At 51.1% G+C, this 20,308-nt stretch carries 19 protein-coding genes; 10 read left to right on the forward strand and 9 right to left on the reverse strand.

Annotated elements, in window-relative coordinates; translation table 11 throughout:
- On the reverse strand, positions 1-879 hold the full coding sequence (locus tag ACAW87_RS10285) for an alpha/beta hydrolase (protein ID WP_370723291.1): 879 nt from the start codon (positions 877-879) through the stop codon (positions 1-3).
- Between the two features lie 88 nt (positions 880-967).
- On the opposite strand from ACAW87_RS10285, the gene ACAW87_RS10290 reads away from it, so the two are divergent.
- Both ACAW87_RS10290 and ACAW87_RS10295 read left to right on the forward strand, forming a co-directional pair.
- The gene (locus ACAW87_RS10290) at positions 968-1,696 is read left to right on the forward strand and encodes an NUDIX hydrolase (RefSeq protein WP_370723292.1); all 729 of its coding nucleotides are present in this window, start codon (positions 968-970) and stop codon (positions 1,694-1,696) included.
- Positions 1,697-1,803: 107 nt separating this feature from the next.
- Positions 1,804-2,412, forward strand: coding sequence for a hypothetical protein (locus tag ACAW87_RS10295; protein WP_370723293.1), 609 nt, complete (start codon positions 1,804-1,806; stop codon positions 2,410-2,412).
- 10 nt (positions 2,413-2,422) lie between these two features.
- Here ACAW87_RS10295 and ACAW87_RS10300 read toward each other — a convergent pair whose 3' ends face one another.
- Positions 2,423-3,745 (reverse strand): sensor histidine kinase, encoded by a 1,323-nt coding sequence (locus ACAW87_RS10300; protein ID WP_370723294.1) that lies wholly within the window; start codon positions 3,743-3,745, stop codon positions 2,423-2,425.
- Between the two features lie 315 nt (positions 3,746-4,060).
- Here ACAW87_RS10300 and ACAW87_RS10305 point away from each other — a divergent pair, with 315 nt between their 5' ends.
- A complete protein-coding gene (locus ACAW87_RS10305; RefSeq protein WP_370723295.1) occupies positions 4,061-4,444 on the forward strand; it encodes a DUF983 domain-containing protein in 384 nt (127 codons plus the stop codon).
- Positions 4,445-4,483: 39 nt separating this feature from the next.
- Here the strand turns inward: ACAW87_RS10305 and ACAW87_RS10310 are convergent, their stop codons facing one another.
- Positions 4,484-5,359, reverse strand: coding sequence for a helix-turn-helix domain-containing protein (locus tag ACAW87_RS10310; protein WP_370723296.1), 876 nt, complete (start codon positions 5,357-5,359; stop codon positions 4,484-4,486).
- Between the two features lie 165 nt (positions 5,360-5,524).
- Between ACAW87_RS10310 and ACAW87_RS10315 the strand changes: the two genes are divergently transcribed.
- The gene (locus tag ACAW87_RS10315) at positions 5,525-6,721 is read left to right on the forward strand and encodes an alpha/beta hydrolase family protein (protein WP_370723297.1); all 1,197 of its coding nucleotides are present in this window, start codon (positions 5,525-5,527) and stop codon (positions 6,719-6,721) included.
- Positions 6,722-7,012: 291 nt separating this feature from the next.
- Here ACAW87_RS10315 and ACAW87_RS10320 read toward each other — a convergent pair whose 3' ends face one another.
- Positions 7,013-7,441 (reverse strand): YtxH domain-containing protein, encoded by a 429-nt coding sequence (locus ACAW87_RS10320; protein WP_370723298.1) that lies wholly within the window; start codon positions 7,439-7,441, stop codon positions 7,013-7,015.
- A 29-nt stretch (positions 7,442-7,470) separates the two neighbouring features.
- Positions 7,471-7,722 (reverse strand): YtxH domain-containing protein, encoded by a 252-nt coding sequence (locus ACAW87_RS10325; RefSeq protein ID WP_370723299.1) that lies wholly within the window; start codon positions 7,720-7,722, stop codon positions 7,471-7,473.
- A gap of 227 nt (positions 7,723-7,949) precedes the next feature.
- On the opposite strand from ACAW87_RS10325, the gene ACAW87_RS10330 reads away from it, so the two are divergent.
- From ACAW87_RS10330 to ACAW87_RS10345, 4 genes are all read left to right on the forward strand, one after another.
- Complete coding sequence (locus ACAW87_RS10330; RefSeq protein WP_370723300.1) at positions 7,950-8,444, forward strand: SixA phosphatase family protein; 495 nt, start codon at positions 7,950-7,952, stop codon at positions 8,442-8,444.
- A 138-nt stretch (positions 8,445-8,582) separates the two neighbouring features.
- On the forward strand, positions 8,583-9,122 hold the full coding sequence (locus ACAW87_RS10335; protein ID WP_370723301.1) for an FAD-binding oxidoreductase: 540 nt from the start codon (positions 8,583-8,585) through the stop codon (positions 9,120-9,122).
- 25 nt (positions 9,123-9,147) lie between these two features.
- The gene (locus tag ACAW87_RS10340; protein WP_370723302.1) at positions 9,148-12,474 is read left to right on the forward strand and encodes a M4 family metallopeptidase; all 3,327 of its coding nucleotides are present in this window, start codon (positions 9,148-9,150) and stop codon (positions 12,472-12,474) included.
- A 54-nt stretch (positions 12,475-12,528) separates the two neighbouring features.
- On the forward strand, positions 12,529-13,563 hold the full coding sequence (locus tag ACAW87_RS10345) for a bile acid:sodium symporter family protein (protein ID WP_370723303.1): 1,035 nt from the start codon (positions 12,529-12,531) through the stop codon (positions 13,561-13,563).
- Between the two features lie 9 nt (positions 13,564-13,572).
- Here the strand turns inward: ACAW87_RS10345 and ACAW87_RS10350 are convergent, their stop codons facing one another.
- Positions 13,573-13,959 carry a hypothetical protein gene (locus ACAW87_RS10350; protein ID WP_370723304.1) on the reverse strand — a complete coding sequence of 129 codons (387 nt, stop codon included), beginning with the start codon at positions 13,957-13,959 and terminating at the stop codon, positions 13,573-13,575.
- Positions 13,960-13,988: 29 nt separating this feature from the next.
- Positions 13,989-14,945, reverse strand: a complete 957-nt coding sequence (locus tag ACAW87_RS10355) for an energy transducer TonB (protein WP_370723305.1) — start codon at positions 14,943-14,945, stop codon at positions 13,989-13,991.
- A 380-nt stretch (positions 14,946-15,325) separates the two neighbouring features.
- On the opposite strand from ACAW87_RS10355, the gene ACAW87_RS10360 reads away from it, so the two are divergent.
- Positions 15,326-16,084, forward strand: coding sequence for an acetylxylan esterase (locus ACAW87_RS10360; protein WP_370723306.1), 759 nt, complete (start codon positions 15,326-15,328; stop codon positions 16,082-16,084).
- Between the two features lie 41 nt (positions 16,085-16,125).
- The gene (locus ACAW87_RS10365; RefSeq protein ID WP_370723307.1) at positions 16,126-17,562 is read left to right on the forward strand and encodes a family 43 glycosylhydrolase; all 1,437 of its coding nucleotides are present in this window, start codon (positions 16,126-16,128) and stop codon (positions 17,560-17,562) included.
- Positions 17,563-17,640: 78 nt separating this feature from the next.
- Here the strand turns inward: ACAW87_RS10365 and ACAW87_RS10370 are convergent, their stop codons facing one another.
- Together ACAW87_RS10370 and ACAW87_RS10375 are read right to left on the reverse strand one after the other, a co-directional pair.
- Positions 17,641-19,854 (reverse strand): TonB family protein, encoded by a 2,214-nt coding sequence (locus ACAW87_RS10370; protein WP_370723308.1) that lies wholly within the window; start codon positions 19,852-19,854, stop codon positions 17,641-17,643.
- Positions 19,851-20,228 carry a BlaI/MecI/CopY family transcriptional regulator gene (locus ACAW87_RS10375; RefSeq protein WP_370723419.1) on the reverse strand — a complete coding sequence of 126 codons (378 nt, stop codon included), beginning with the start codon at positions 20,226-20,228 and terminating at the stop codon, positions 19,851-19,853. Before ACAW87_RS10375 ends, ACAW87_RS10370 begins: the two co-directional genes overlap by 4 nt.
- Positions 20,229-20,308: the final 80 nt, after the last annotated feature.

The following is a 20,308-nucleotide window of genomic DNA, read 5'->3' on the forward strand; positions in this document are numbered from 1 at the left end:
CTATGGAGTTTTGTTGGCGTTGCTTGCCAGGATTTTGCTGAAAAACAAGACCTGATAAGGCAGTGCGTTCTGCCAGTAGTCCCAGGTGTGGGCACCGGGCCGTTCGGTGTAGTCGTGGGGCGTTTGGTTGGCCAGCAATTGCCGATGCAGATCGCGGTTCGTATCGATCAAAAAATCGTCGACGCCAGTATCCAGAATCAGCGGTAGTTTGTTGGCTTTGAGTTGGTTGGCCAGCGTTACCATCGTGTAGCCGGGGTAGGGAGTGTCTCCGTCCTGAGCTGGCCCCAACAGTTTAGCCAGGTTTTCGCGGCGGAGTTTGGCAAAATCGGCAGGGACTTTCCAGGTAGCGGTGTTGATGTTCATGACCCCGCTCATGCTCCCGGCAGCGGCATACAAATCAGGGTGTCGGCTCGATATGTATAAGGCACCATGTCCTCCCATCGATAGGCCGGCAATGACCCGGCCTTCTTTAGCACGGATGGTGCGGTACGTATTGTCTATTTTTTCGATTAACTCCTTGGCAATGAAAGTCTCGAACTGACTTGTTTTCACCAGCGGGCTGTCGAAATAATAGCTGCTGGGGTCGCCTTCGGGCGTCACAATGATGAGGTTGTACTGGTCAGCCAGGCGGTGGAGCAGGGTTTTGTCGGGCGTTTTGGTAAGCCAGTCCCGGAAACCGCCCGACCCGCCGTGGAGGAGATAGAGCACCGCAAACGGCTGTTTTTTGGCTTTCTTGTACCGGTCGGGCAAAACCACGGCCGCCCGTAGGGTTCGGTTCATGGCGGCACTGGGTACGTCCAGCGTGTCTACCTTAGCGCTAAAAGCTAGCACCGGTAGTAGTTGCAGGAAAAAGTAGAGGTAAAAATAGGGTAGGCGCATAGAGAAATGAGCAAATAGTACCTTTACGTCAAAAGTACGTAAAGGTAAGCCGTCTACTTTATTGGTAGGCCTTTTGTTGTAAAATTTTATGAATGAGTATAATCATCCGGCGGTCGATTATTACCGGGACATATCAGAACAGTGCATTCACTATCTGTCTATCGATGGCGTCATCTTTGGTTTCCACGAAAATCAGTTGAAAGTGTTGCTGTTACGCTGGAAGGGGACCACAGAGTGGAGTCTGCCGGGTGGGTTTATTCGCAAAGCCGAATCGGTCGATGTGGCGGCGCAGCGCGTTATGCAGGAGCGAACGGGATTGCGTGAACTATATCTTCAGCAGTTTCACGTTTTTGGTGAAGCCATTCGTTACGATCAGGCCGCGACCTGGAAAAAGACAAAGCTGCCGATTCAGCAGGTAAACTGGTCTGAGCGGACTATTTCGATCGGGTACTACGCGCTTGTCGATTACTCAAAAGTGGTACCCGCGCCCGATTTTTTAACCGATGAATGCTGTTGGTGGCGTGTCGATGAAGTGCCGACGCTCCTCTTCGATCATAATCACATCATTAGTGTTGCCTTGCAGTCGCTGCGTAAACAGCTCGATGATCAGCCACTTAGCCACTTGCTGCCCGCTACGTTTACCATCCCCGAACTACAGCGGCTGCACGAAACAATACTGGGTTATTCGCTGGATGCCCGCAATTTCTACAAGAAAATGATGGGCTCAGGTACGTTAGAGCGCCTTTCTGAACGGCGGGCCGGTACACCACATAAGGCGCCGTATCTCTACCGATTTAAGGTTGACGCGCCTGATTGAGCGTGCCCGTTTACTTACTTTAATGGCCTGCCCGTGACGTCATGATGAGAGGAGGGGGTTAATGGGGAGCCTGATGGAAACAACGATAAGCCGTCTGCATACCACCCATGAAAACTAATCCACTGGCCAATAAGGCCGTCCATGAGATAGAAGCTGTGCAGGGAGAGGCCAGTAAAGATGTGTCGTTTGTCAGCGAGCATATTTTCTCCGATAACGCGGCGGCCGAAGCTGCTTTTGCTGATTCGGTAGAAAAACTGATGAACGTACCTGGCTGGTCAGCGATTTCCAGTTTTACCGCTAATTTTTTCCTGTACGATCAACACCGAGCGCCTAAAGAGGCTGGCCCCGTTGCGCTGGGTGACTTCATCCGTATCGAGCTTCCGGGACCGATGCCTGGAAACTGGGTACGTGTGGTTGACTTTTCGGTGTACGAAAACCGGGTAGAATTTGCCGTGCAGCCAACCCATGACCCCGCCAAAGGTGATGCCGAAGAAACCGATCATTTCTTTACCGAAGCGGCACGGAGCATCTTCAGGGTCGAACGGGGGGGAACCAGGCTGATCGCCTCTGAAATTGGGCGGGACGAGGTCGTTAATAATCATCAGCCCGAAGCCGGTGACCGGGCTGTTATTAACACGGCTATTGCCGCAGCGGGTTGGCTGTTTTACCAGAAAATTCAATGGAAAACCCTGACTGATTATCTGGTACATCTATAAACTGTACGTGCTAAAAATCAGGCGTTTGCATAGGCATCCTAACCCGAAAAAGAGTGCCGCGATCTGAAATGCTTTCAATCTCCAGGCTAGCCCCGACCAGTTCGCAGAGGCGTTTCACAATTTGTAAACCAACGCCTTCGCCTTTGTTTTCTGACATATCCTGCTCTTGCCCGGCTAACTCTTCTCCCGATGGTATCTGATGATCATTGTTTGGAACAGAAGCAACCGGTTGTCCGGCATCGGGGGCCAGTACTGTGGTTTCTTCCACAATGGGTTTCAGTTGTTTATGGAACTGCTCCATCAGTTCGTTGGGTAGTCCGGGCCCTGAATCCTGGATACTGAAACCCCACCGCCAATCCTGCTCGGCCGCCCACGATACCGATACCATACCCGGTTTATCAGTACTGGATGGGGTGTGGTTGAGCGCATTCAAGATCAGATTCTGAGCAATGCGGTAGATCTTAAGTCGGTCGGTTCTTACCGGCAGTGTGCTTGGGCCGTCGGCGCGAAGAATATGCCCGCGTTCTGCTGCTTTGGGCTGTGCATGCGTGACTAGTTCGTTCAGAAGCTGGGCAGCGTCGAAATCTTCCAGAGCTAACGGTTCATAGCCTGCTTCCAACCTGGCCAAATCCATCAGGTTGACGAGCATTGACTGTACATGGGTCAGGTTTCGGTTCAGCATCTCCATAAACTGCTGTCGTTCCTGCTCGCTCAGGTCTTCCATCTGAAGCAGGTTAGCGGCCCCGAGGCTGAGGCCCAGGCCACTTCGCAGGTCGTGTGATGAGGTACGAAGGAGATCGCCCCGCTGCCGCGAGAGAGCTTCCATTTCTTCCAGCGCTTTTTCCAGACTGGAGGCTCGATTGGCGGCCTGTAATCGTTGAAGTTCGTCATGTTTGGTTACGCTACCACCAATGGTTTCATTCATTAGGTGCATAATCTGATACTGAGCGTTCAGCACCAGGTCAGGGTCCGATTTTGGGAACAACTCACGAAAATGCTTTAGCTGATCGAACAGAACTACCGACAAGTGATGGAGTTCTGTCAGTAATTCCGGTAGGCCGAGCGATTTTTGCCAGCGATGCAGACCATGTGTTCGGGCGGCCACTCCCGGGTCCACTTTAGGATGCTTACCCAGTAGTTTTTCTTCCAGAATATCGAGGATAACAGGCATCAGATTGTTAAATTCCTCGCGGGATAAAATCGACAGTTTCTTCAGCGAAGAGTCTTTTTCACAGGCCGAACGCCAGTTATTCAGCAGTGTTTCGCGCCGGTTGAATAGAAAGGCAACCAGGTCGTTTACTGCTTTTTGATGAGAATGAGATACCGGTTCCATACGATTGCTGATCCGGGCTGACGTAGCTTGTAAGGCAACAGCAGCCAGAGATTTATTGTAGATCGATTTGCTAAACAGATGACCGATGTAACGGCATCGTAGCGGGTATACAACAGATCTGCCGGTAAACTGTCTGTCGACTTTTAGTATGAGGAAGCTATTCGAGCCAAAGGCATCGAGGAGTACACCGGCCAGCAACTGTAGGGCAGGTAGGCCAAACTAACTCGATTTGTGCCATAAAAGGGGGGATTTGTCCCTAGAGCGCCCGCCGTTACAGATGACCTTTGTTGCGTAAATCAACCAACGACAACTGCCATGCTAACCAATAGCCGATTATATAGCGTCCTGTTTAATACCTGTCCACGCTGCCACAAGGGCGACTTTTTTGTCACGAAAAGTGCTTTCACCCGTCACTTCGATCAGATGCATAACCATTGCCCGCATTGCCACCTTAACTACCTGCCCGAACCAGGCTTTTATTGGGCTTCCATGTTCGTCAGCTATGCCTATTCGACTATCTGGACGTTGGCCACTTTCTTCATCGTAGTCATCGGGCTTAACGTTGATCTGAACTATTATTTAATTGGGCTGGTACCGACGCTGCTGCTACTGACACCGCTCTTCTTCAGAATGGCGCGCCGCACCTGGCTGATCATCTTTGTCAAGCCTGAACCGCACATGCCCAAAGCTGTAAATTAGCCAATCCAATGTCGGGCCTAACTACTGGTCTCTTTATGGCTAGCGGAAAGTGCGTCGAAATTGCTCGGGAGTCATGCCTGTTTCTTTGCGAAAGAACCGGTTAAAGTAGGAGTGATCCAGAAAATGGAGGCGGTCTGCCACCTGCGCTATTGATAAGTCAGTGTGAACCAGTAATCGTTTGGCTTCGAGGGTCAGGCGTTCCTGAATGAGCTTCTGAAGCGGCTTGCCCAGGGCCATTTGACAAACCGTGTACAACTGCTTTTCTGACAAGGCCATCATATTGGCATACTCGCGAACAGTCTTGTGTTCGGCATAGTGGGCTTCGACCAGTAATTCCAACTGACGAATCTGGTTTTGCACATGCGACGAAAGCTGCGGCGGCTTATTGGCCAGGCACAAGCCACTCAATTTAATCAACAGAATATTCAGGTAAGACCGGATGATGTCTTCGCGGCGGTAACTGCTACCGATATGCTCCTGATATACCAGGCTAAAGATGTTTTGTAGATCAGGTGACTCTGCTGCCGACGGATAAATGACCGGAGGCGTAGCCAGTGAGTGAAAAACGGGCAGGTCGCTTAATTTTCGGGCTGGGAAATCGATGAGGTAAAAGGCGGCGTTGAAAAAGATCAGGTAGCCATCGGTATCGTCTGAGAATATCCAGTTATGCACCTGAGCGGGCGACATAAAAAAAACGCTGCCTGGCCTGATGGCGTATTCCACAAAATCGATGGTATGTATGCCTTGTCCTTTTGTAAAGAAGACAAGCATATAAAAGTCGTGTCGGTGCGGGCTGTGAACAAACTGGTATTGTGTGGCATGCTCAGCAAACAACTGCACATAAACGCCGGGATCGTACTGATGGGCTCGTTCAAAATCGTCGAGCTGGAGAATGGGCAGGGCTTTTTCCTTCATGCGGTGGCTTTGCTGTCTAGCGGTAGCAATGATAATACGTAACACGGACTTCAGTCGGGGACGCCCAGTCTGTAACAGGCCTGTTCGTTTTGGGCCGACTATGTCTGAAACTGAACGGAAGGGGGTTTAGCTGTGTTTTTTAAGTAACAATCACTCAACGTTTTCATGCTAAAATTCCTGTTTTTGTCGGCCCTTTTTGGGCTGACAATATTGGCTCCGTCGGCTTGCCGTCAGTCAGCACCGGCCAATGAAGTTGCCGTGCCTAAACCCCGTACCTTAGTCAACGCCGAACTGCTGGGTACGTATACGGTCGATCAGCTCAGAGGTCGCTATCAGGGCGCTACTTCGTTTCTTCGGTTGCTGAACCGGTATGGCATCAAGGTGTATCGCCTCACCTACAATACCATTAATACCGACGGCCGCGCCATTATTGCGTCGGGGGCGGTGTTGGTGCCACAAACTACACAGGCGCTTTCACTGATCAGTATGCAGCATGGCACCATCAGTAGTGATGAGCAGGCTCCTTCGTATTATCGGAGCGGCAGCGAAGCCTACACGTTTGGCTCTGTGTTCGCGTCGGTAGGGTACATTGTGGCCGCGCCTGATTATATCGGGTATGGAGCCTCGAACAACCTGCCGCACCCGTACGAACACAACGCTTCACTGGCATCGGCCTCACTGGATATGTTGCGGGCCACGAAGGAGTTTCTGAGCGATGAAAAGGTGAACTGGAATCAGCAGCTGTTCACGGCAGGTTATTCAGAAGGCGGGTATGCTACCCTGGCATTGCAGAAAAAACTCGAAGCCGAAGCGCTTACCGAGTTTAACCTGATTGCGTCGAGCGCGGGGGCGGGGGCGTACGATAAGCCTGCGTTCATGCGGCACATTGTGAACACACGTACCCACGGCAACACCGATTACAACCGATTGTACTTGTGGGTATTACTGACCTATGACCGGGTGTATGGGTTGAATCGACCTGCATCGCATTACTTCAAAGAACCATACGCCAGTCGGGTACAGGCTAATGGTCGTCAGGCATTGATTAACGTCAGTTTTAACGAAGCACTGACCGACAGCTTCCGGCAGGCGGTACAGAACGGCACTGATACCGCATTCATTAAAGCCGTACATGATAACGACATTCACGACTGGAAACCGTTGGCACCCACGCGTTTGTACCATGGAGACGCCGATAATACCGTGTTTTATTTTAACACGCAGAATGCGTACGAGGCCATGCAGCAGCAGGGAGCAACTAATGTAGCGCTCTACCGACTACAGGGCCGAACGCACGCCACCGGTATCATCGACTTTGTGCTAGGTACGTTCGAGTTCTTCAGCACAATGGTACGCGAATGATGATGGTACGCGGATAGTATAGGTACGCGGATTAAAGGGATTTAAAATGATTCGCGCGGATTTGGATTTAAACGGATGCGTAGCCTGAAGCAGAGCCAATCCCTTTAAATCCAAAAATCCGCGAAAATCCTTTTAAATCCTTTTAATCCGCGTACCTATACTATCCGCGCGATCCGTGTACCCATCAAACATCTGCGTACCCATTCAAAGCGAACGCCCCCGACATAATAATGCCGGGGGCGTTCTTTCATAGATCGTTGAGTAAATCAGTACTGTTGTACTGGGATGCGATTAGTCGATTTTGATCGACTCTTTCGCAGAATTTATGCCCGATTTAGCTTTGTCAGCTGCCTCGTCTACTGTGTTGTTGAAATCTGACTGCGCCTGATATTTATTGGCGTCGAACTCCGACTGCGCCTGACCTTTAACCTGATTGTACTGATCTTTCGCCTGGCCAACATACTGGTTGGCTTGCTCTTTAACCTGGCCAACATACTGAGTGGCCTGTTCTTTCACTTTGCCGAACTGGTCTTTGGCTTGATCAACATATTGGTTAGCCTGTTCTTTCACCTTACCGTATTGGTCTTTCAGGTCTTCCGAACGTTTGTTTGCCTCTTCAACCAGCTTCTCGCGGGTTTCTTTGCCGCTCCGGGGAGCTGTCAGGATACCAATGGCTACGCCTGTTAACAGGCCGGTTAGGAAATCACGTGTGCTACGCATTGTGTTCTTTGTTTACGAGTTGGTTGTTATTAAAAATTGGCCCGACGCTTGGCGTCAGCGGCCACACTTTTGGTCTTATCTGCCGCCGTTTCGACGTACTCACTGTACTGTTTACGGATACTTTCCAGGCCATCCTGTAATTGATCCTGCAAATCGCTGAAAAAATTATCGGTATCAGAGGCAAGACCCTCACGGGTTTCTTTACCACTCTTGGGTGCCAGAAGCACACCAACAATAACCCCTGCTGCAATGCCAAGTAATATTCCGGGTAGTGATTTCATGAGTATATGTGTTAAGTGAAATGGGTCATGTAGACGGTATGCTTATTGAAAAAAGCGTACCAACATAGGTGTCGATAGCGATAATATAATACTAAGATGCTGTATAACAACTGGTTGTGTCGTGCCAATAAGTATATACTCAAACTGTTGATTATCTTGTCGGCGGGGAACAAGTTCCACAAAGTGGTTACTGCATCCCCCAATCACCTTCTCGAAAACTATTGATCATGCTCAAAACATGCCTCTCCTGGCTGCTACTGGCTGGTGGCCTGACCAGTTGTTCGCCAACGGCTACCGTTTACGTGGTTCGTCATGCCGAACGGGCCAACGATTCAGATACAACAAGCCTGTCGGCCGAAGGATTACGACGGGCCGATAAGTTGGCCCGACGCCTGGCCAAGGTAAAGCTCGATACCATCTATGTGACGCCCTACACACGTACCCAGCAAACGGCCCGGCCAACCGCACAGTCAAAGGGACTACCGTTAACACAATACCCAACAAGCCCCGTTACAAAACTGACTCAGCGTATACGTACTTTTCAGCATCGGTCAGCGCTGGTAGTGGGTCATAGCAACACCATTCTGGAGATTACCCGTGACCTAGGGGCGACCCCAAAAAGGCAGAAGATTGAACACGGCGATTTCTCTGATCTGTTTATCGTTACCCTGCGCCGGTCTGGTGCTGGTTGGCGGGCCACCATCCGCGAAGAGATGTACTAAACCCAACGCGTAGGACATTGGATGGTGGACGCTGGATATTGAATAAAAAGCAGGCCTATGCAAGGGCTTTTTTATCCAACATCCAGTGTCCGCTATCCAATACTCCTTACTAATCCATTTTCACCCACCGTCCACTCTATGCGACTTCGTTTTCTTACCCTTGTTCTGTTCAGTACCCTGCCCGCTGCCGTGCTGGCTCAGGCACCTACGGTGGCCGATCCCAATTCGCTGACGAAGAAACCGGCTACAAAAACCGATAAAACGCCCGCTCTGGTTATGCGGGCTAAGAAAACATCGGCTTCCCGCGAAATTCCCGATACCTACAAAGGCCGAGTGCTGACGGTAGGCTCGGGCGGTGGCGTAACCGGTAAAGAAAAGAGTTACTCGCTCCTCGACGATGGGCGCTTGTTCAGCCGGAAAGCGGGGCAGAAAACATACACGTTTGTGGGTAAACAGACCGCAGCCAATACCAAAAAGGTATTCTGGTCGGTAGAAGATCGATGTGCTATTCGGAAAACCACCTACAACAAGCCGGGCAACATCTACCGGTTTGTGAGCTGGCGCAAAGGCACCGAACTCCGCAAAGTGGCCTGGGCACCGGGCGATAAACAGCTACCCGCCAACTACGAGCAGGTGTATACAGGCTTTATAGGCATGATTCCACCCGCTTATCAGTAACCATGCACTCCTAAACCTCCCCACCATGAAACTACTCTACGCTTGCTTATTCCTGTCGATCAGTGCGCTGGCTCAGCCTGTTGTTCCCGATAACCGGTCATTGCTCGGTGGTCGGACGTCGGGTGGCGGCCGGGGATTCTCGGTGAAGCAGAAAACCGGCCGCGCCGACCTGGATCTGGCCCGCCGCCTCAACGCTACCGAAGCCGCTTTACCGACCGACCAACGTGCCCGGCAAACGTTGCTGGCGACCGGCACCGCACCACTTTCGATGCCTCCACTCACGCTGAAAATCGTTCGTGATCCATCCACGGGTTTGCCGGTCTATATTGAAAATCAGTCGGCTGGTCGTCAGCTAAGTAGCGGTCGGCTTCGGCGGTCGGCGCAGGCAACGACTTTCCTGTTTCTGAGTCAGGTACGTAGTGTGTTGACCCTTACGGATACCGATCAGTCCTTTGCGATTAAGCAAACCACGACTGATGAACTGGGCCAAACCCATCATCGGCTCCGGCAAAAGCACCGGGGCGTACCGGTCTATGGCGCTGAACTGACGGTTCACCAGGCCAACGGTGAGGTGATGCTTATGACCGGACACTACCGGGTTATTCCGGCTACGCTGGCTGTTCAGCCTACTCTGTCGCTGGCGCAGGCTGGTAAAGCAGCCCTTCAGCATGTGGGCCGATCAGCTCCGGTGCAGATGTTTGGGCAGGGACTGTTGAAGCTGGAGCCGATATCGGGCGAGCTGTGCGTATATGCGGGTGGTGTGGATGAACAGGCTACTCCTCGGCTGGCCTACGACCTCACCATTCGGCCCAACCTGCTCGAACGATGGCAGTTTGTTATCGATGCTGAAACGGGGAATGTGCTGCGTAAATTCAATAATACCTGTAGTATAGACGGCCCCAGAGATGCATCGGCCCGTGACCTGAACGGCGTATCGCGTTCCTTTAAAACGTATCAGCTGGGAAATTCCTTTGTGTTGATGGATGCTACCCGCGCTATGTACAGCGCCACCAAATCGAAGCTGCCCGATAGCCCGATTGGCGCTTTGTGGACAATTGATGCGGGCAATACCTACGGCGATAAGTTGTCGGTGAAGCAGGTAACCTCAACAACTAATGCCAACTGGACGCCCTCGGCGGCATCGGCTCAGTATAATGGCGGACTGGCTTACGAGTATTTTCTAAAAACATTCAAACGCAATTCTATCAACGGTAGCGGCGGCACGGTGGTCTCGATCATCAACGTAAACGATCCGGAAACCGGTAAGGGTATGGACAATGCGTACTGGAACGGCGAGTACATGTTTTACGGAAACGGAGATGTGGGGTTCAAACCACTGGCGGGTTCGCTCGACGTGGCGGGGCATGAAATGAGCCACGGCGTGATTCAGAACTCAGCCAATCTGATCTATGAAGGGCAGGCCGGGGCCATCAACGAATCATATGCCGACGTATTCGGTGTGCTTATCGACCGCGACGACTGGACAATTGGCGAAGAGGTCGTACTGGCGCGGTATTTTCCGTCGGGTGCGTTGCGGAGCATGGCGAATCCTAATCAGGGTGGCAAGTCAGATAACGGTTATCAGCCCAAAACCATGGCGCAGTATGTGAGTACCACCGAAGACAATGGCGGTGTGCATATCAACAGCGGCATTCCCAACTTCGCTTTTTATCAGGTGGCCACCACAACGGGAAAAGACAAGGCTGAGCAGATTTATTACCGCGCCCTGACCACGTACCTGACCCGTTCGTCGAAATTTCTGGATCTGCGGCTGGCGCTCATCAGAGCCGCTACTGATTTACACGGAGCGGGGAGTGCCGAAGTAACGGCCGTGAAAACAGCTTTCGACAATGTGGGTATTCTGGAAAGCAGCGCCCCCACCGACCAGAAAACGCCCATTCCCACCTCGACCGGGCAGGATTTTATTGCGCTGGTTGGTACTGATGGTAATAAGTTGTTCAGCACGCCTTACCCCAATGCCGCCTTCACCGCGCGTAGTTTGTCGGCCCTGAAACGTCGCCCCAGCCTTACCGACGATGGGAGCGTGGCCGTATTCGTAGGCGACGACGGCCGGATTCGCGCCTCGAGCATGACCCGTCCGGCGTCTGAAACCGTCATTTCGCAGGAAGCGGGCTGGGCTAACGTAGTTGTGTCGAAAGACGGGACAAAACTGGCTGCGCTGACGGATAAACAGGACGGAAAAATGTGGGTGTATAGCTTCGACCTGGCCCAATGGAAAACGTTTACCCTCTATAATCCAACGTCGGCGCAGGGTGTAAAAACGGGTGAAGTTGCCTATGCCGATTCGTTTGAGTGGGATTATTCGGGCGAAAACATCATCTACGACGCTTATAATAAACTCACCAATGCCAGCGGACAGGCGGTCGATTATTGGGATGTGGGCATCATCAACGTGTGGAATGGGTCGACGAAACGGTTTTCTGATGTAGGCCGAATCGATAAGCTATTTACCGATCTCGATGAAGGAATAAGCATTGGTAACCCCTCGTTTTCAAAGACCTCACCCGACCTGATTGCCTTTGATTATTTCGATGAAACCGACGATACATACTATGTACTGGCGGCCAATATCGAGCGGGGCGACGTAGAGATCGTCTACGAAAACAACGACCTTGGTTTCCCCAGCTATTCGCGCACCGATAACGCTGTTGTTTTTGGTACCATCGATAAGGCGGGGAAAGAAAGTGTGGCCCTGATGAGCCTGAATGCTGACAAATTGACGCCGAGAGGAGCCGTTGTAGCCCTATACACCGGTGCCAAATGGCCCGTCTGGTACACCAACGTAGCGCGGGTTATTCCCACGAAAGTGAACCAGACCATCACCTTCAATGCCATTGCCGAACAGCTACAGACGGCCGGAAGCGTAGCCCTTCAGGCAACCTCATCGGCGGGATTGGCGGTTGCTTTTTCCGTACAGGCTGGCCCCGCCGAACTGGTAGGTAATCAGCTCCGATTTACCGGCGTAGGCTCGGTAACGGTACGCGCTTTCCAGGAAGGCAACAGTCAGACCTACGCCGCCACACCCGTTGACCGTACGTTTTTGATCAAAGCCGCCCCGGTTGTGCTGGCGGTCGAACCTACCTGGGCGGCCGAGGTGCGGGTATACCCCAACCCCAGCCGGAGCCGGGTCACCGTTGAGTTGCCCACCGGCATTACCTGGCAATCGGCTGATCTGGTGAGTGCAGCGGGTGCTGTTGTGCAACAACGCCGAAACCTGGGTACGTTGACAAGCTCATTATCGGTTGAGCTGGGTACGTTGCCGTCGGGACTGTATGTGGTCAGTATTGAAACCAATCAGGGACGGGTACAACGCAAAGTGCTGCGCGAGTGACCGTCTGCTTTAGCGCATGGAAAACGAAAAGCAACGGAAGCGAGTTAGTTGTCTATGGCAAAAACGTCGTTTGTTGCATTACTGGCCCGTGTTGGGCTCGATTGGTTTATTCTGGCTCTACTGGGCATGATTGGGCTGGCCAAACTTTGGCCCGAACCCGGTTTGCAGGAAGGTCCACTGTCGCTGTCGGCGCTGACCAACTACGGCGTATCGTTGATCTTCTTCTTCTATGGGCTAAAGCTGAACATCGATCAGCTGAAGACTGGCCTGCGCAATTACCGGCTGCACCTGCTGATTCACCTTACCACGTTTGTGGTTTTTCCAGCGTTGGTGCTGGGCGCGCGGGCTCTGCTGATGTCGCAGGAGACGATGTTGCTCTGGACGGGTATTTTCTACGTAGCTGCGTTACCGTCTACCGTTTCATCGTCGGTGGTGATGGTATCTATTGCGAATGGGAACATGCCCGCCGCCATTTTCAACGCCAGCATCTCCAGCCTGATCGGTGTCTTCATTACGCCCATATGGATGAGTGTTCTGCTTTCATCCAGCAGCGGGCAGTTCGATTTGCAGGGCATTATTCTGAAACTGTCGTTGCAGGTTATCGTTCCGGTCATTTTGGGCTTGTTGCTGAACAAAAAGCTGGGCTGGTTCTCCGAAAAGAACAAAACGGCTCTCCGTTATTTCGATCAGATCACCATTCTGCTGATTGTCTACACCGCCTTCTGCGAATCATTCGAGCTGAACCTGTTCCGCGACTATTCTGCCCTCGATCTGCTGTTGCTGGCCGCGGGAATGCTGGCGCTCTTTTTTGCGGTGTTTGGCTTTGTGATGCTGGTCAGCCGGTGGTTGCACTTCAGTCGCGAAGACCGGATTACGGCCCTGTTCTGCGGCTCTAAAAAGTCGCTGGTGCAGGGAAGTGTTATGGTTAAGGTACTGTTTCCGCCCACGGCCGTTGGGGTGGTTTTACTGCCCATCATGATCTATCACGCACTGCAATTGATCGTGGCTAGTATATTGGCAAAAGCCATGGTGAACTGGCAACCTGCGCCAGTACCGGTGAAGACGAAGCGTACTGAATTGAGGCAATAACGCACCCAGCTATTGAATTGGCTCAATGTTAGTTGCAGGCTTCTTCGTAGTGATAAAAATGACTCCGTTTTTAGCCAGATCACCATACTTTTTAATCCATTTTTCATCACGCGACGCCTCTATATTCTCAATGGTAGATGGGTTTAATGAGCGTGCCCCTTTTAGAGTAGATTGTTTGCCATCTACCAGGACAATCGGCTGATCTTCAGGCTTGGTGGGGCCACACCCGCAACTAAGATGTATGTCGGTTGGTGGTGCCTGCACTGTCACAGGGATGGCCACACGAGTTTTTATGCGTTCCTGTAGCAGATCGGGCGGGGTGTAGGTAGCTTGCGCCTGTACTGCCGTTGAGATGAACAGATAACAAGAACCGAGAAGCGGGGCGATCTTTAGCATGGTTTTTTTGAGTAAGAAGGGAAGACGAATCAATCAAGGTTACCATCCAGCCTGAACTTAATAATTTGGTTACATCGTACTGCAACAGGGGCTCCACTTTGCGAACCGGGGGTAAACTTGGGCATCGCTTTTACCAGCCGGATCGCTTCTTCGTCACAACCCGCTCCAATGCCCTTTATAACGATTGGCTGCACAATAGAGCCATCTTTTCTAACGATGTAATTCACAAAGACATCGCCTTCCACTTTCTGCTTTCTGGCTTCTTCTGGGTAACGGATATTCTTCGCCAGAAAAGCGTTGAGGTTCTTGTCTCCACCTGGAAATTCAGGCGCTTGCTCAGCAACCGTGTACACTTCGTCTGACTCGGCAGCCTTTGCATTACCAACCAGTCTGAACTTGATCCTCTGATTCCAAGCTACTGCAACGGGGTCTCCCTGCTGAGCGCCGGGCTTATACTTTGGCAGGGCTTTTACAAGCCGAATGGCTTCTTCATCACAACCCGCGCCAAGGCCTTTTAAAATCTCAGGATTTGCAATAGAGCCGTTTTTCCTGATAATGTACTTTACATATACATCGCCAGCAATCCCTTTCTTTTTCGCCTCTTCCGGGTAGCGGAGATTATTCGCTATGAACGCGTTGAACGCCTGCTCGCCACCCGGAAACTCAGGATTTTTCTCTACAATGGTAAACACCTCTCCTATGTAGTCTGAGCTGGGCTCTGCACCGCCGTTTAGGTAGAATGCAATTTTCTGGTTCACTTTTACGGCTACCGGGGTTTCCCCCTGATAGCCAGGCTTGAACTTAGGCATGGTTTTGACCATTCGAATCACTTCTTCATCGCAACCCGCACCGATGCCTTTTAAAATTTCAGGGTTTGCAATGGAACCGTTGCTTCTGATGATGTAGGCAACGTAGACGTCACCTTCTACTTTCTGTTGATAAGCCTTTTCCGGAAAGCGAAGGTTGGCCGCTAAAAAGGCTTTCATACCCGCTTCGCCGCCCGGAAACTCAGGGTTTTTCTCCACAACGGTGTAAACTTCTCCTATATACTCAGAGGCTGGCTCCGTCGCAGAGGTAGGCGCGCTGATTGCCGCAAGGGTAGATTGCGCAACTACTGAATTGAGCGTTGATGTAGCCCTTGTCGACATGGCCATCAAGGTGGTTGCGCTGAGCAACAGAAGGACGTAGGTACTGGTTTGTCGGCTGAACATCTCTACATCATTGACGTAGTTTATCTGTCACATCAATGAGGTAGACAATATATGCTATTTTGTTGATGCAATCCAACCACCAACGGTTCGTTGAGTAGGTTTGTCTAAACAAGGCTTACTGGTAGAAACACAGATCATTACCAGAGAAATCTGTTATGAACAGAAAACGTACACCCTTGTTGCTGGTTATCATTTTTGCGATTTTATCCGTATTGCAAATCGGTAGCCTCACCGCTTTTGCGCAGGGGCCAGGTCCTGGTCAGCGGCTACCGCTCCCGCCCATACCTATAAAAGGCGATACAACGCACACGCTTTCCAGGCACTTTACGCCGGCTGCTGCCGGTAAAAAACGACCGGATGCCAAGGGCTTTATTCAGCGTTGGCTTGTGCTGGAACCTGTAAAAAAAGACATTACCAGGAATAATATATTCACTGACAACTACCTCAGAACCACTTTTTCGGCCGATAATTTTTCCACCGATTATACCGCCGTTCCCCGCAATGGCGAAACGGTAAACGTGGGAAACCAGGCACTGAAGTGGCATGCGTTGGACAGCAAGGCATTCAACGTCAATCTGTACCATTTCACCTACGCTATCAATAAACCAAAATACGGCATACTGGTCTGGCTTGTTACGGTCGTTGATTGTCCTGAAGAAGTTCAGAACGTCAGGCTGGCGGCTGGTTGCAATTCTGGAAGTATGTGGTGGTTGAATGGTCAGGAGGCTTTAATGCTTTCCGGCGACAGGGATATGATTGCCGATAATGGCACCTCCGCTCGTTTAACGCTCAGGAAGGGGAGAAACATTATCCGTGGGGCAGTCATAAACGGACCCGGTATGGCTAATTTCTGCGTTCGTTTTTTAGATGAAAACGGAATGCCTGTAAACAACCTCAGTATCAGTTATGAATAATGGGTAGTAGGCTATTTGAGCTACTTAACACGACTTAGTACATGAAACGAATGAACGTACCCGGCCTGATAACCTTGTTCGCCTTTTTAGTAACCCAAACCGCAGTAGCCCAAATTGGAAGACCCTTTATCCATGATCCTTCAACGATCGCTGAATGTGAGGGTAAGTATTACACATTTGGCACAGGCGGTGGCGGGTTAATTTCCGAAGATGGCTGGACATGGTATGGGGGCGGGGTGCGACCGGGTGGTGGAGCGGCACCTGACGTGCTCAAAATTGGGGATCGTTACCTTGTTGCCTATGGAGCAACCGGCGGTTCACCCAGCCACAAAGGAGCCATCCTGACCATGTGGAACAAGACTCTGGACCCCAAATCACCTGATTTTAAGTATTCTGAACCAGTTGTTGTGGCTACGTCAGATGGCTATGAAGAAAACGATGCCATCGACCCCGGTCTGATGCTGGACCCCACTACCGGACGCCTTTGGCTCACCTATGGCACCTATTTTGGATTCACCCGCCTGATCGAATTAGACCCTAAAACAGGGAAACTCAAGGCAGGTAATAAACCCGTAGACGTAGCCATCGTTTGTGAAGCTAGCACGTTAGTCTATCGCGATGGTTGGTACTACCTGTTGGCTACGCATGGCAGTTGTTGCGATGGTGCCAACTCTACCTACAATGTGGTGGTGGGGCGTTCAAAGAAAATAACAGGCCCTTACCTCGACAACGTAGGCAGAAGTATGTTGGAAGGGGGTGGGAAACTGGTGATGGCTACCCGCGGAGGGCTAATAGGACCCGGACATTTTGGACACCTCATTCTTGAAAAAGGCGTTGAAAAGATGTCTATTCACTATGAAGCCGATTTAGAGCAGGGTGGGCGAAGTGTGTTAGGCATCCTTCCGGTGGTTTGGAAAGATGGCTGGCCCGTTGCCGGCGAAAAGTTTAAAGAAGGTACGTATGAAATTGAGTCTGTACGAAGAGGATATGGGTTAGAGTTGGCCGTGGATTTTACAAGAATGCCCATTAGCCCACGGGGCCAACCCAACAATGACCCAATAAAGCCCGTAGCGGCTCAGCAACTGGCCGATGTAATGAAAAACTGGCCAACAGGGACCATTCCTGTGCGAATAGGCGACTACATGTCTCGGCCCCATCAAAAATGGACGATTACCGACGCGCCTGATACGACTGGCTATCTAGGCGGTCCCTATTACAAAATTGTGTTGGCAGGAACAGATCGGGCCTTAGCCGCAACTACGGATGCAGAAGTAATAACGGTACCGGCATTTACCGGTGCGCCCGAACAGTTATGGCGCATTGATCAATTGACCGATGGCACTTTCCGAATAATGCCTAAGGTTGTTCCCAATTCAGGAAAGAAGTTAGCGCTGGTGTCTTCAGGAGATAGCACGCCGACATTAGCAGAATTTAAGTTTAACAGCGATGATTCTAAATGGAATTTCAGAACTCACTGAGGAAATCACCACTCCTACGTAGGCACTCACAGGTACGTTCGGTTTGACTTGCTAGACGAACGTACCTGTGGGAACCGACTAATTCTTTTTCTTCGCGGCTTCGGCGGCTTTTCTAGTCGTAATTCGTATCACGCCATTTTTCCCTTTCAACCCATAAGTGGCTGTAGCAGAAGCATCTTTCAAAACTTCCATTGATTGAATGACATTTGGGTCCAGAACATCCTTCAAGTCTTCCTGTGATGTCTCCTCGCCATCTACCAAATATAGCGGTGCATTGTCTTTGCTTAAAAAACGAACCATATCAACTGCCACTATCGGTTTGTTGTGATAAACCTTCGGGCTGTTTTTGACTAAAACATCGATCCGTGAATCAGGTAACTTCATAACTGGTTGTTGCCTAGAACCGACCTTGTCGACCTTCTTTGTTTTGATAAGGATGACGCCGTTCTTGCCCTTCAAGCCGTAGATTGATGTCGCAGAAACATCTTTGAGCACATCAATTGACTGAATTTTATTGAGGTCTATCGCCTCCATAACATCCTGCGAGATCTCTGCACCGTCCAGGAAAATAAGAGGAGGATTGGCTCGACTGTTTACTCTGGTCGGCAACTTGGTAGGCGCATAAAGCGTTACTGAGCCGCCTTTGTGAACGTCTATACTGTCTTTCGCTGCATAGCCGAAACGTTTGTCAGGTTCTGTCGTTTGGTTCATTCCCACTTTCTTTTCCCCCAGCGAAAACGAAATTGGCAGGTTATACATCACCGCCACCGGGCGGCCACTCTGCGTGCCGGGTTTCCACTTTGGCATGATCGATACCACCCGAACAGCTTCCTCGTCACACCCTCTGCCAATTCCTTTCAAAATCTGAATTCGGTCGATAGAACCATCGGTGTTAACGACAAAACTGACAAATACTTTTCCCTGTATTTTCTGTTCCTGTGCCTGCTTAGGATAGCGAATATTCGCACTTAAAAACTGATACATCGCTTTTGTCCCTCCCGGAAAAGTGGGTTGTTTCTCAACTACAGAGAAGACTTCGTTAGTTGCTTTTGCCGGAACGGTTTGCGATGCTGTTGGAGCCGTTGTCGGCAGAGTGGCTACATCAACGCCCTGTTGCTTCAATTTGAATGAAAGCACGATGTTTTCGCCCTTAGCAGGCACAACCACCGACTCTGTGCTAAACCCAACAAAACTGGCTACTAATTCGGTACCCCTGGCTACATCGATTGAAAACGTTCCATTCATATCGGTTGTTGTGCCTTGATTACCCTTACGCACCACTATAGTTGCGCCCGGTAGTGGGCCTGACTGGTTAGATACCCTGCCCGTCACGCGAATTGTCGTTGTTGAATCGGCAACTGGTGGCTCAGCCGCTAACTCGGTTTCAGGCTCGGTTGTCATGGCCAACAAGATTGTGGCCAGGGGTAAAACCAGCGCGTATTTCCAGAGGGCGCGGCGGCGGGTGTGTTGTTGGTAGAGCATCTGAATACGTTGTTTAAGGGTAGGCGAATCGGGCCGATCGGGGCCGAAGGAATGAACCAAACTGTCGTGGACTGACGTGTCGGCTGGGAGATGAAAGGCGTAGCTGACCAGAAAGCGGGCGTAAGCGTCGCGGTCATCTGTTGTTTGGGGCGTGGCGTCGCGGTCGGCGAGGTATTCGTGTACTTGCCGGATGGCCTGTCGGTAGCCGAACAGCACCGGGTTTAGCCAGCACAGGGCGTGAATCACTTCCAGCAAGAGCACATCAAGGCTGTGTTTCTGACGGATATGAACCAACTCATGCTGCCGAACGGCGTCGGCCTGTGCGTCGTCGGGATTCAATACCAGATAGCGAAAAAACGAAAAGGTCGGCGTTTGCGCTTTGTCGGGCAGTACCAGCGTGTGGTCTTCCAGCGGTTGGGCGGGCCACTGCCGAATGAGCCGAAGCAACGAGGTTGTGCGCCAAACCGTCCTGATGAGCAAGCCCGTTGCCATCAGCGCGAAAGCCCATAAGGCCAGCGTTGGCCAATCGGGCAGGAGGGGAGCTTCTGCTTCGGTAGCTACACCAGCAACACTGAACGACTCAACCGAAATAGCTGTGTATTCAGGTACGTTGGTTGTTTCCCAGGGCCAGGGAAAAGCAAGGCCTGGAATATGCACAAGGGGTAACACGAACGCCAGCATCAGCGAGCCCATCAGGTACGTTCGATTGAGCGTCAGAAACGTATGTCGACGCAGGAGCAGGGCGTAGCACCCGTAGAAGAGTACCAGAAAGAGGTTGGCTTTCAGCCAGTAATCGACAAGCGGTGTCATGGCTTCTCGCGGTTTAACAGTTGTATAATTTCGTCGGCTTCATTCAGGCTTACATTTCGCTCTTTCACGAAGAACGAGACCAGCTTTTGTAACGACCCATCGAAGTAGTTGGTCATCAGTTGCTCGGTCTGGAAACGGCGGTAGGCATCTTCCGAAATGAGGGGATAGTACTCGTGCGTTTTACCATAAGCCGTGTAGCCCACCACACCTTTTTTCTCCAGAATCCGAATAATGGTCGATACGGTGTTGTAAGCTGGTTTTTCGCCAGTTGAATCAAGCGGAGGTAACTCAGCCAGAATGTCTTTGACAAACGCTTTTTCGAGCCGCCACAGAACTCGCATCACGTCTTCTTCGGCATTGGTTAATTCTCTCATCATGGTGGTTCGTAATTGATGTGTAGGTTGTGGTACGTCAAACGTAACACTAATTATTTAGTTTCACAACTAGATTATTA

The sequence above is a fragment of the Fibrella aquatica genome (assembly GCF_041321135.1).
Taxonomy (GTDB): domain Bacteria; phylum Bacteroidota; class Bacteroidia; order Cytophagales; family Spirosomataceae; genus Fibrella; species Fibrella aquatica.

Bases quoted from the DNA above. Each gene is read 5' to 3' on its own strand.
- ACAW87_RS10285 (WP_370723291.1), bottom strand. From the start codon at position 879: ATGCGCCTACCCTATTTTTACCTCTACTTTTTCCTGCAACTACTACCG.
- ACAW87_RS10290 (WP_370723292.1), top strand. From the start codon at position 968: ATGAATGAGTATAATCATCCGGCGGTCGATTATTACCGGGACATATCA.
- ACAW87_RS10295 (WP_370723293.1), top strand. From the start codon at position 1,804: ATGAAAACTAATCCACTGGCCAATAAGGCCGTCCATGAGATAGAAGCT.
- ACAW87_RS10300 (WP_370723294.1), bottom strand. From the start codon at position 3,745: ATGGAACCGGTATCTCATTCTCATCAAAAAGCAGTAAACGACCTGGTT.
- ACAW87_RS10305 (WP_370723295.1), top strand. From the start codon at position 4,061: ATGCTAACCAATAGCCGATTATATAGCGTCCTGTTTAATACCTGTCCA.
- ACAW87_RS10310 (WP_370723296.1), bottom strand. From the start codon at position 5,359: ATGAAGGAAAAAGCCCTGCCCATTCTCCAGCTCGACGATTTTGAACGA.
- ACAW87_RS10315 (WP_370723297.1), top strand. From the start codon at position 5,525: ATGCTAAAATTCCTGTTTTTGTCGGCCCTTTTTGGGCTGACAATATTG.
- ACAW87_RS10320 (WP_370723298.1), bottom strand. From the start codon at position 7,441: ATGCGTAGCACACGTGATTTCCTAACCGGCCTGTTAACAGGCGTAGCC.
- ACAW87_RS10325 (WP_370723299.1), bottom strand. From the start codon at position 7,722: ATGAAATCACTACCCGGAATATTACTTGGCATTGCAGCAGGGGTTATT.
- ACAW87_RS10330 (WP_370723300.1), top strand. From the start codon at position 7,950: ATGCTCAAAACATGCCTCTCCTGGCTGCTACTGGCTGGTGGCCTGACC.
- ACAW87_RS10335 (WP_370723301.1), top strand. From the start codon at position 8,583: ATGCGACTTCGTTTTCTTACCCTTGTTCTGTTCAGTACCCTGCCCGCT.
- ACAW87_RS10340 (WP_370723302.1), top strand. From the start codon at position 9,148: ATGAAACTACTCTACGCTTGCTTATTCCTGTCGATCAGTGCGCTGGCT.
- ACAW87_RS10345 (WP_370723303.1), top strand. From the start codon at position 12,529: ATGGCAAAAACGTCGTTTGTTGCATTACTGGCCCGTGTTGGGCTCGAT.
- ACAW87_RS10350 (WP_370723304.1), bottom strand. From the start codon at position 13,959: ATGCTAAAGATCGCCCCGCTTCTCGGTTCTTGTTATCTGTTCATCTCA.
- ACAW87_RS10355 (WP_370723305.1), bottom strand. From the start codon at position 14,945: ATGAAAGCCTTTTTAGCGGCCAACCTTCGCTTTCCGGAAAAGGCTTAT.
- ACAW87_RS10360 (WP_370723306.1), top strand. From the start codon at position 15,326: ATGAACAGAAAACGTACACCCTTGTTGCTGGTTATCATTTTTGCGATT.
- ACAW87_RS10365 (WP_370723307.1), top strand. From the start codon at position 16,126: ATGAAACGAATGAACGTACCCGGCCTGATAACCTTGTTCGCCTTTTTA.
- ACAW87_RS10370 (WP_370723308.1), bottom strand. From the start codon at position 19,854: ATGACACCGCTTGTCGATTACTGGCTGAAAGCCAACCTCTTTCTGGTA.
- ACAW87_RS10375 (WP_370723419.1), bottom strand. From the start codon at position 20,228: ATGAGAGAATTAACCAATGCCGAAGAAGACGTGATGCGAGTTCTGTGG.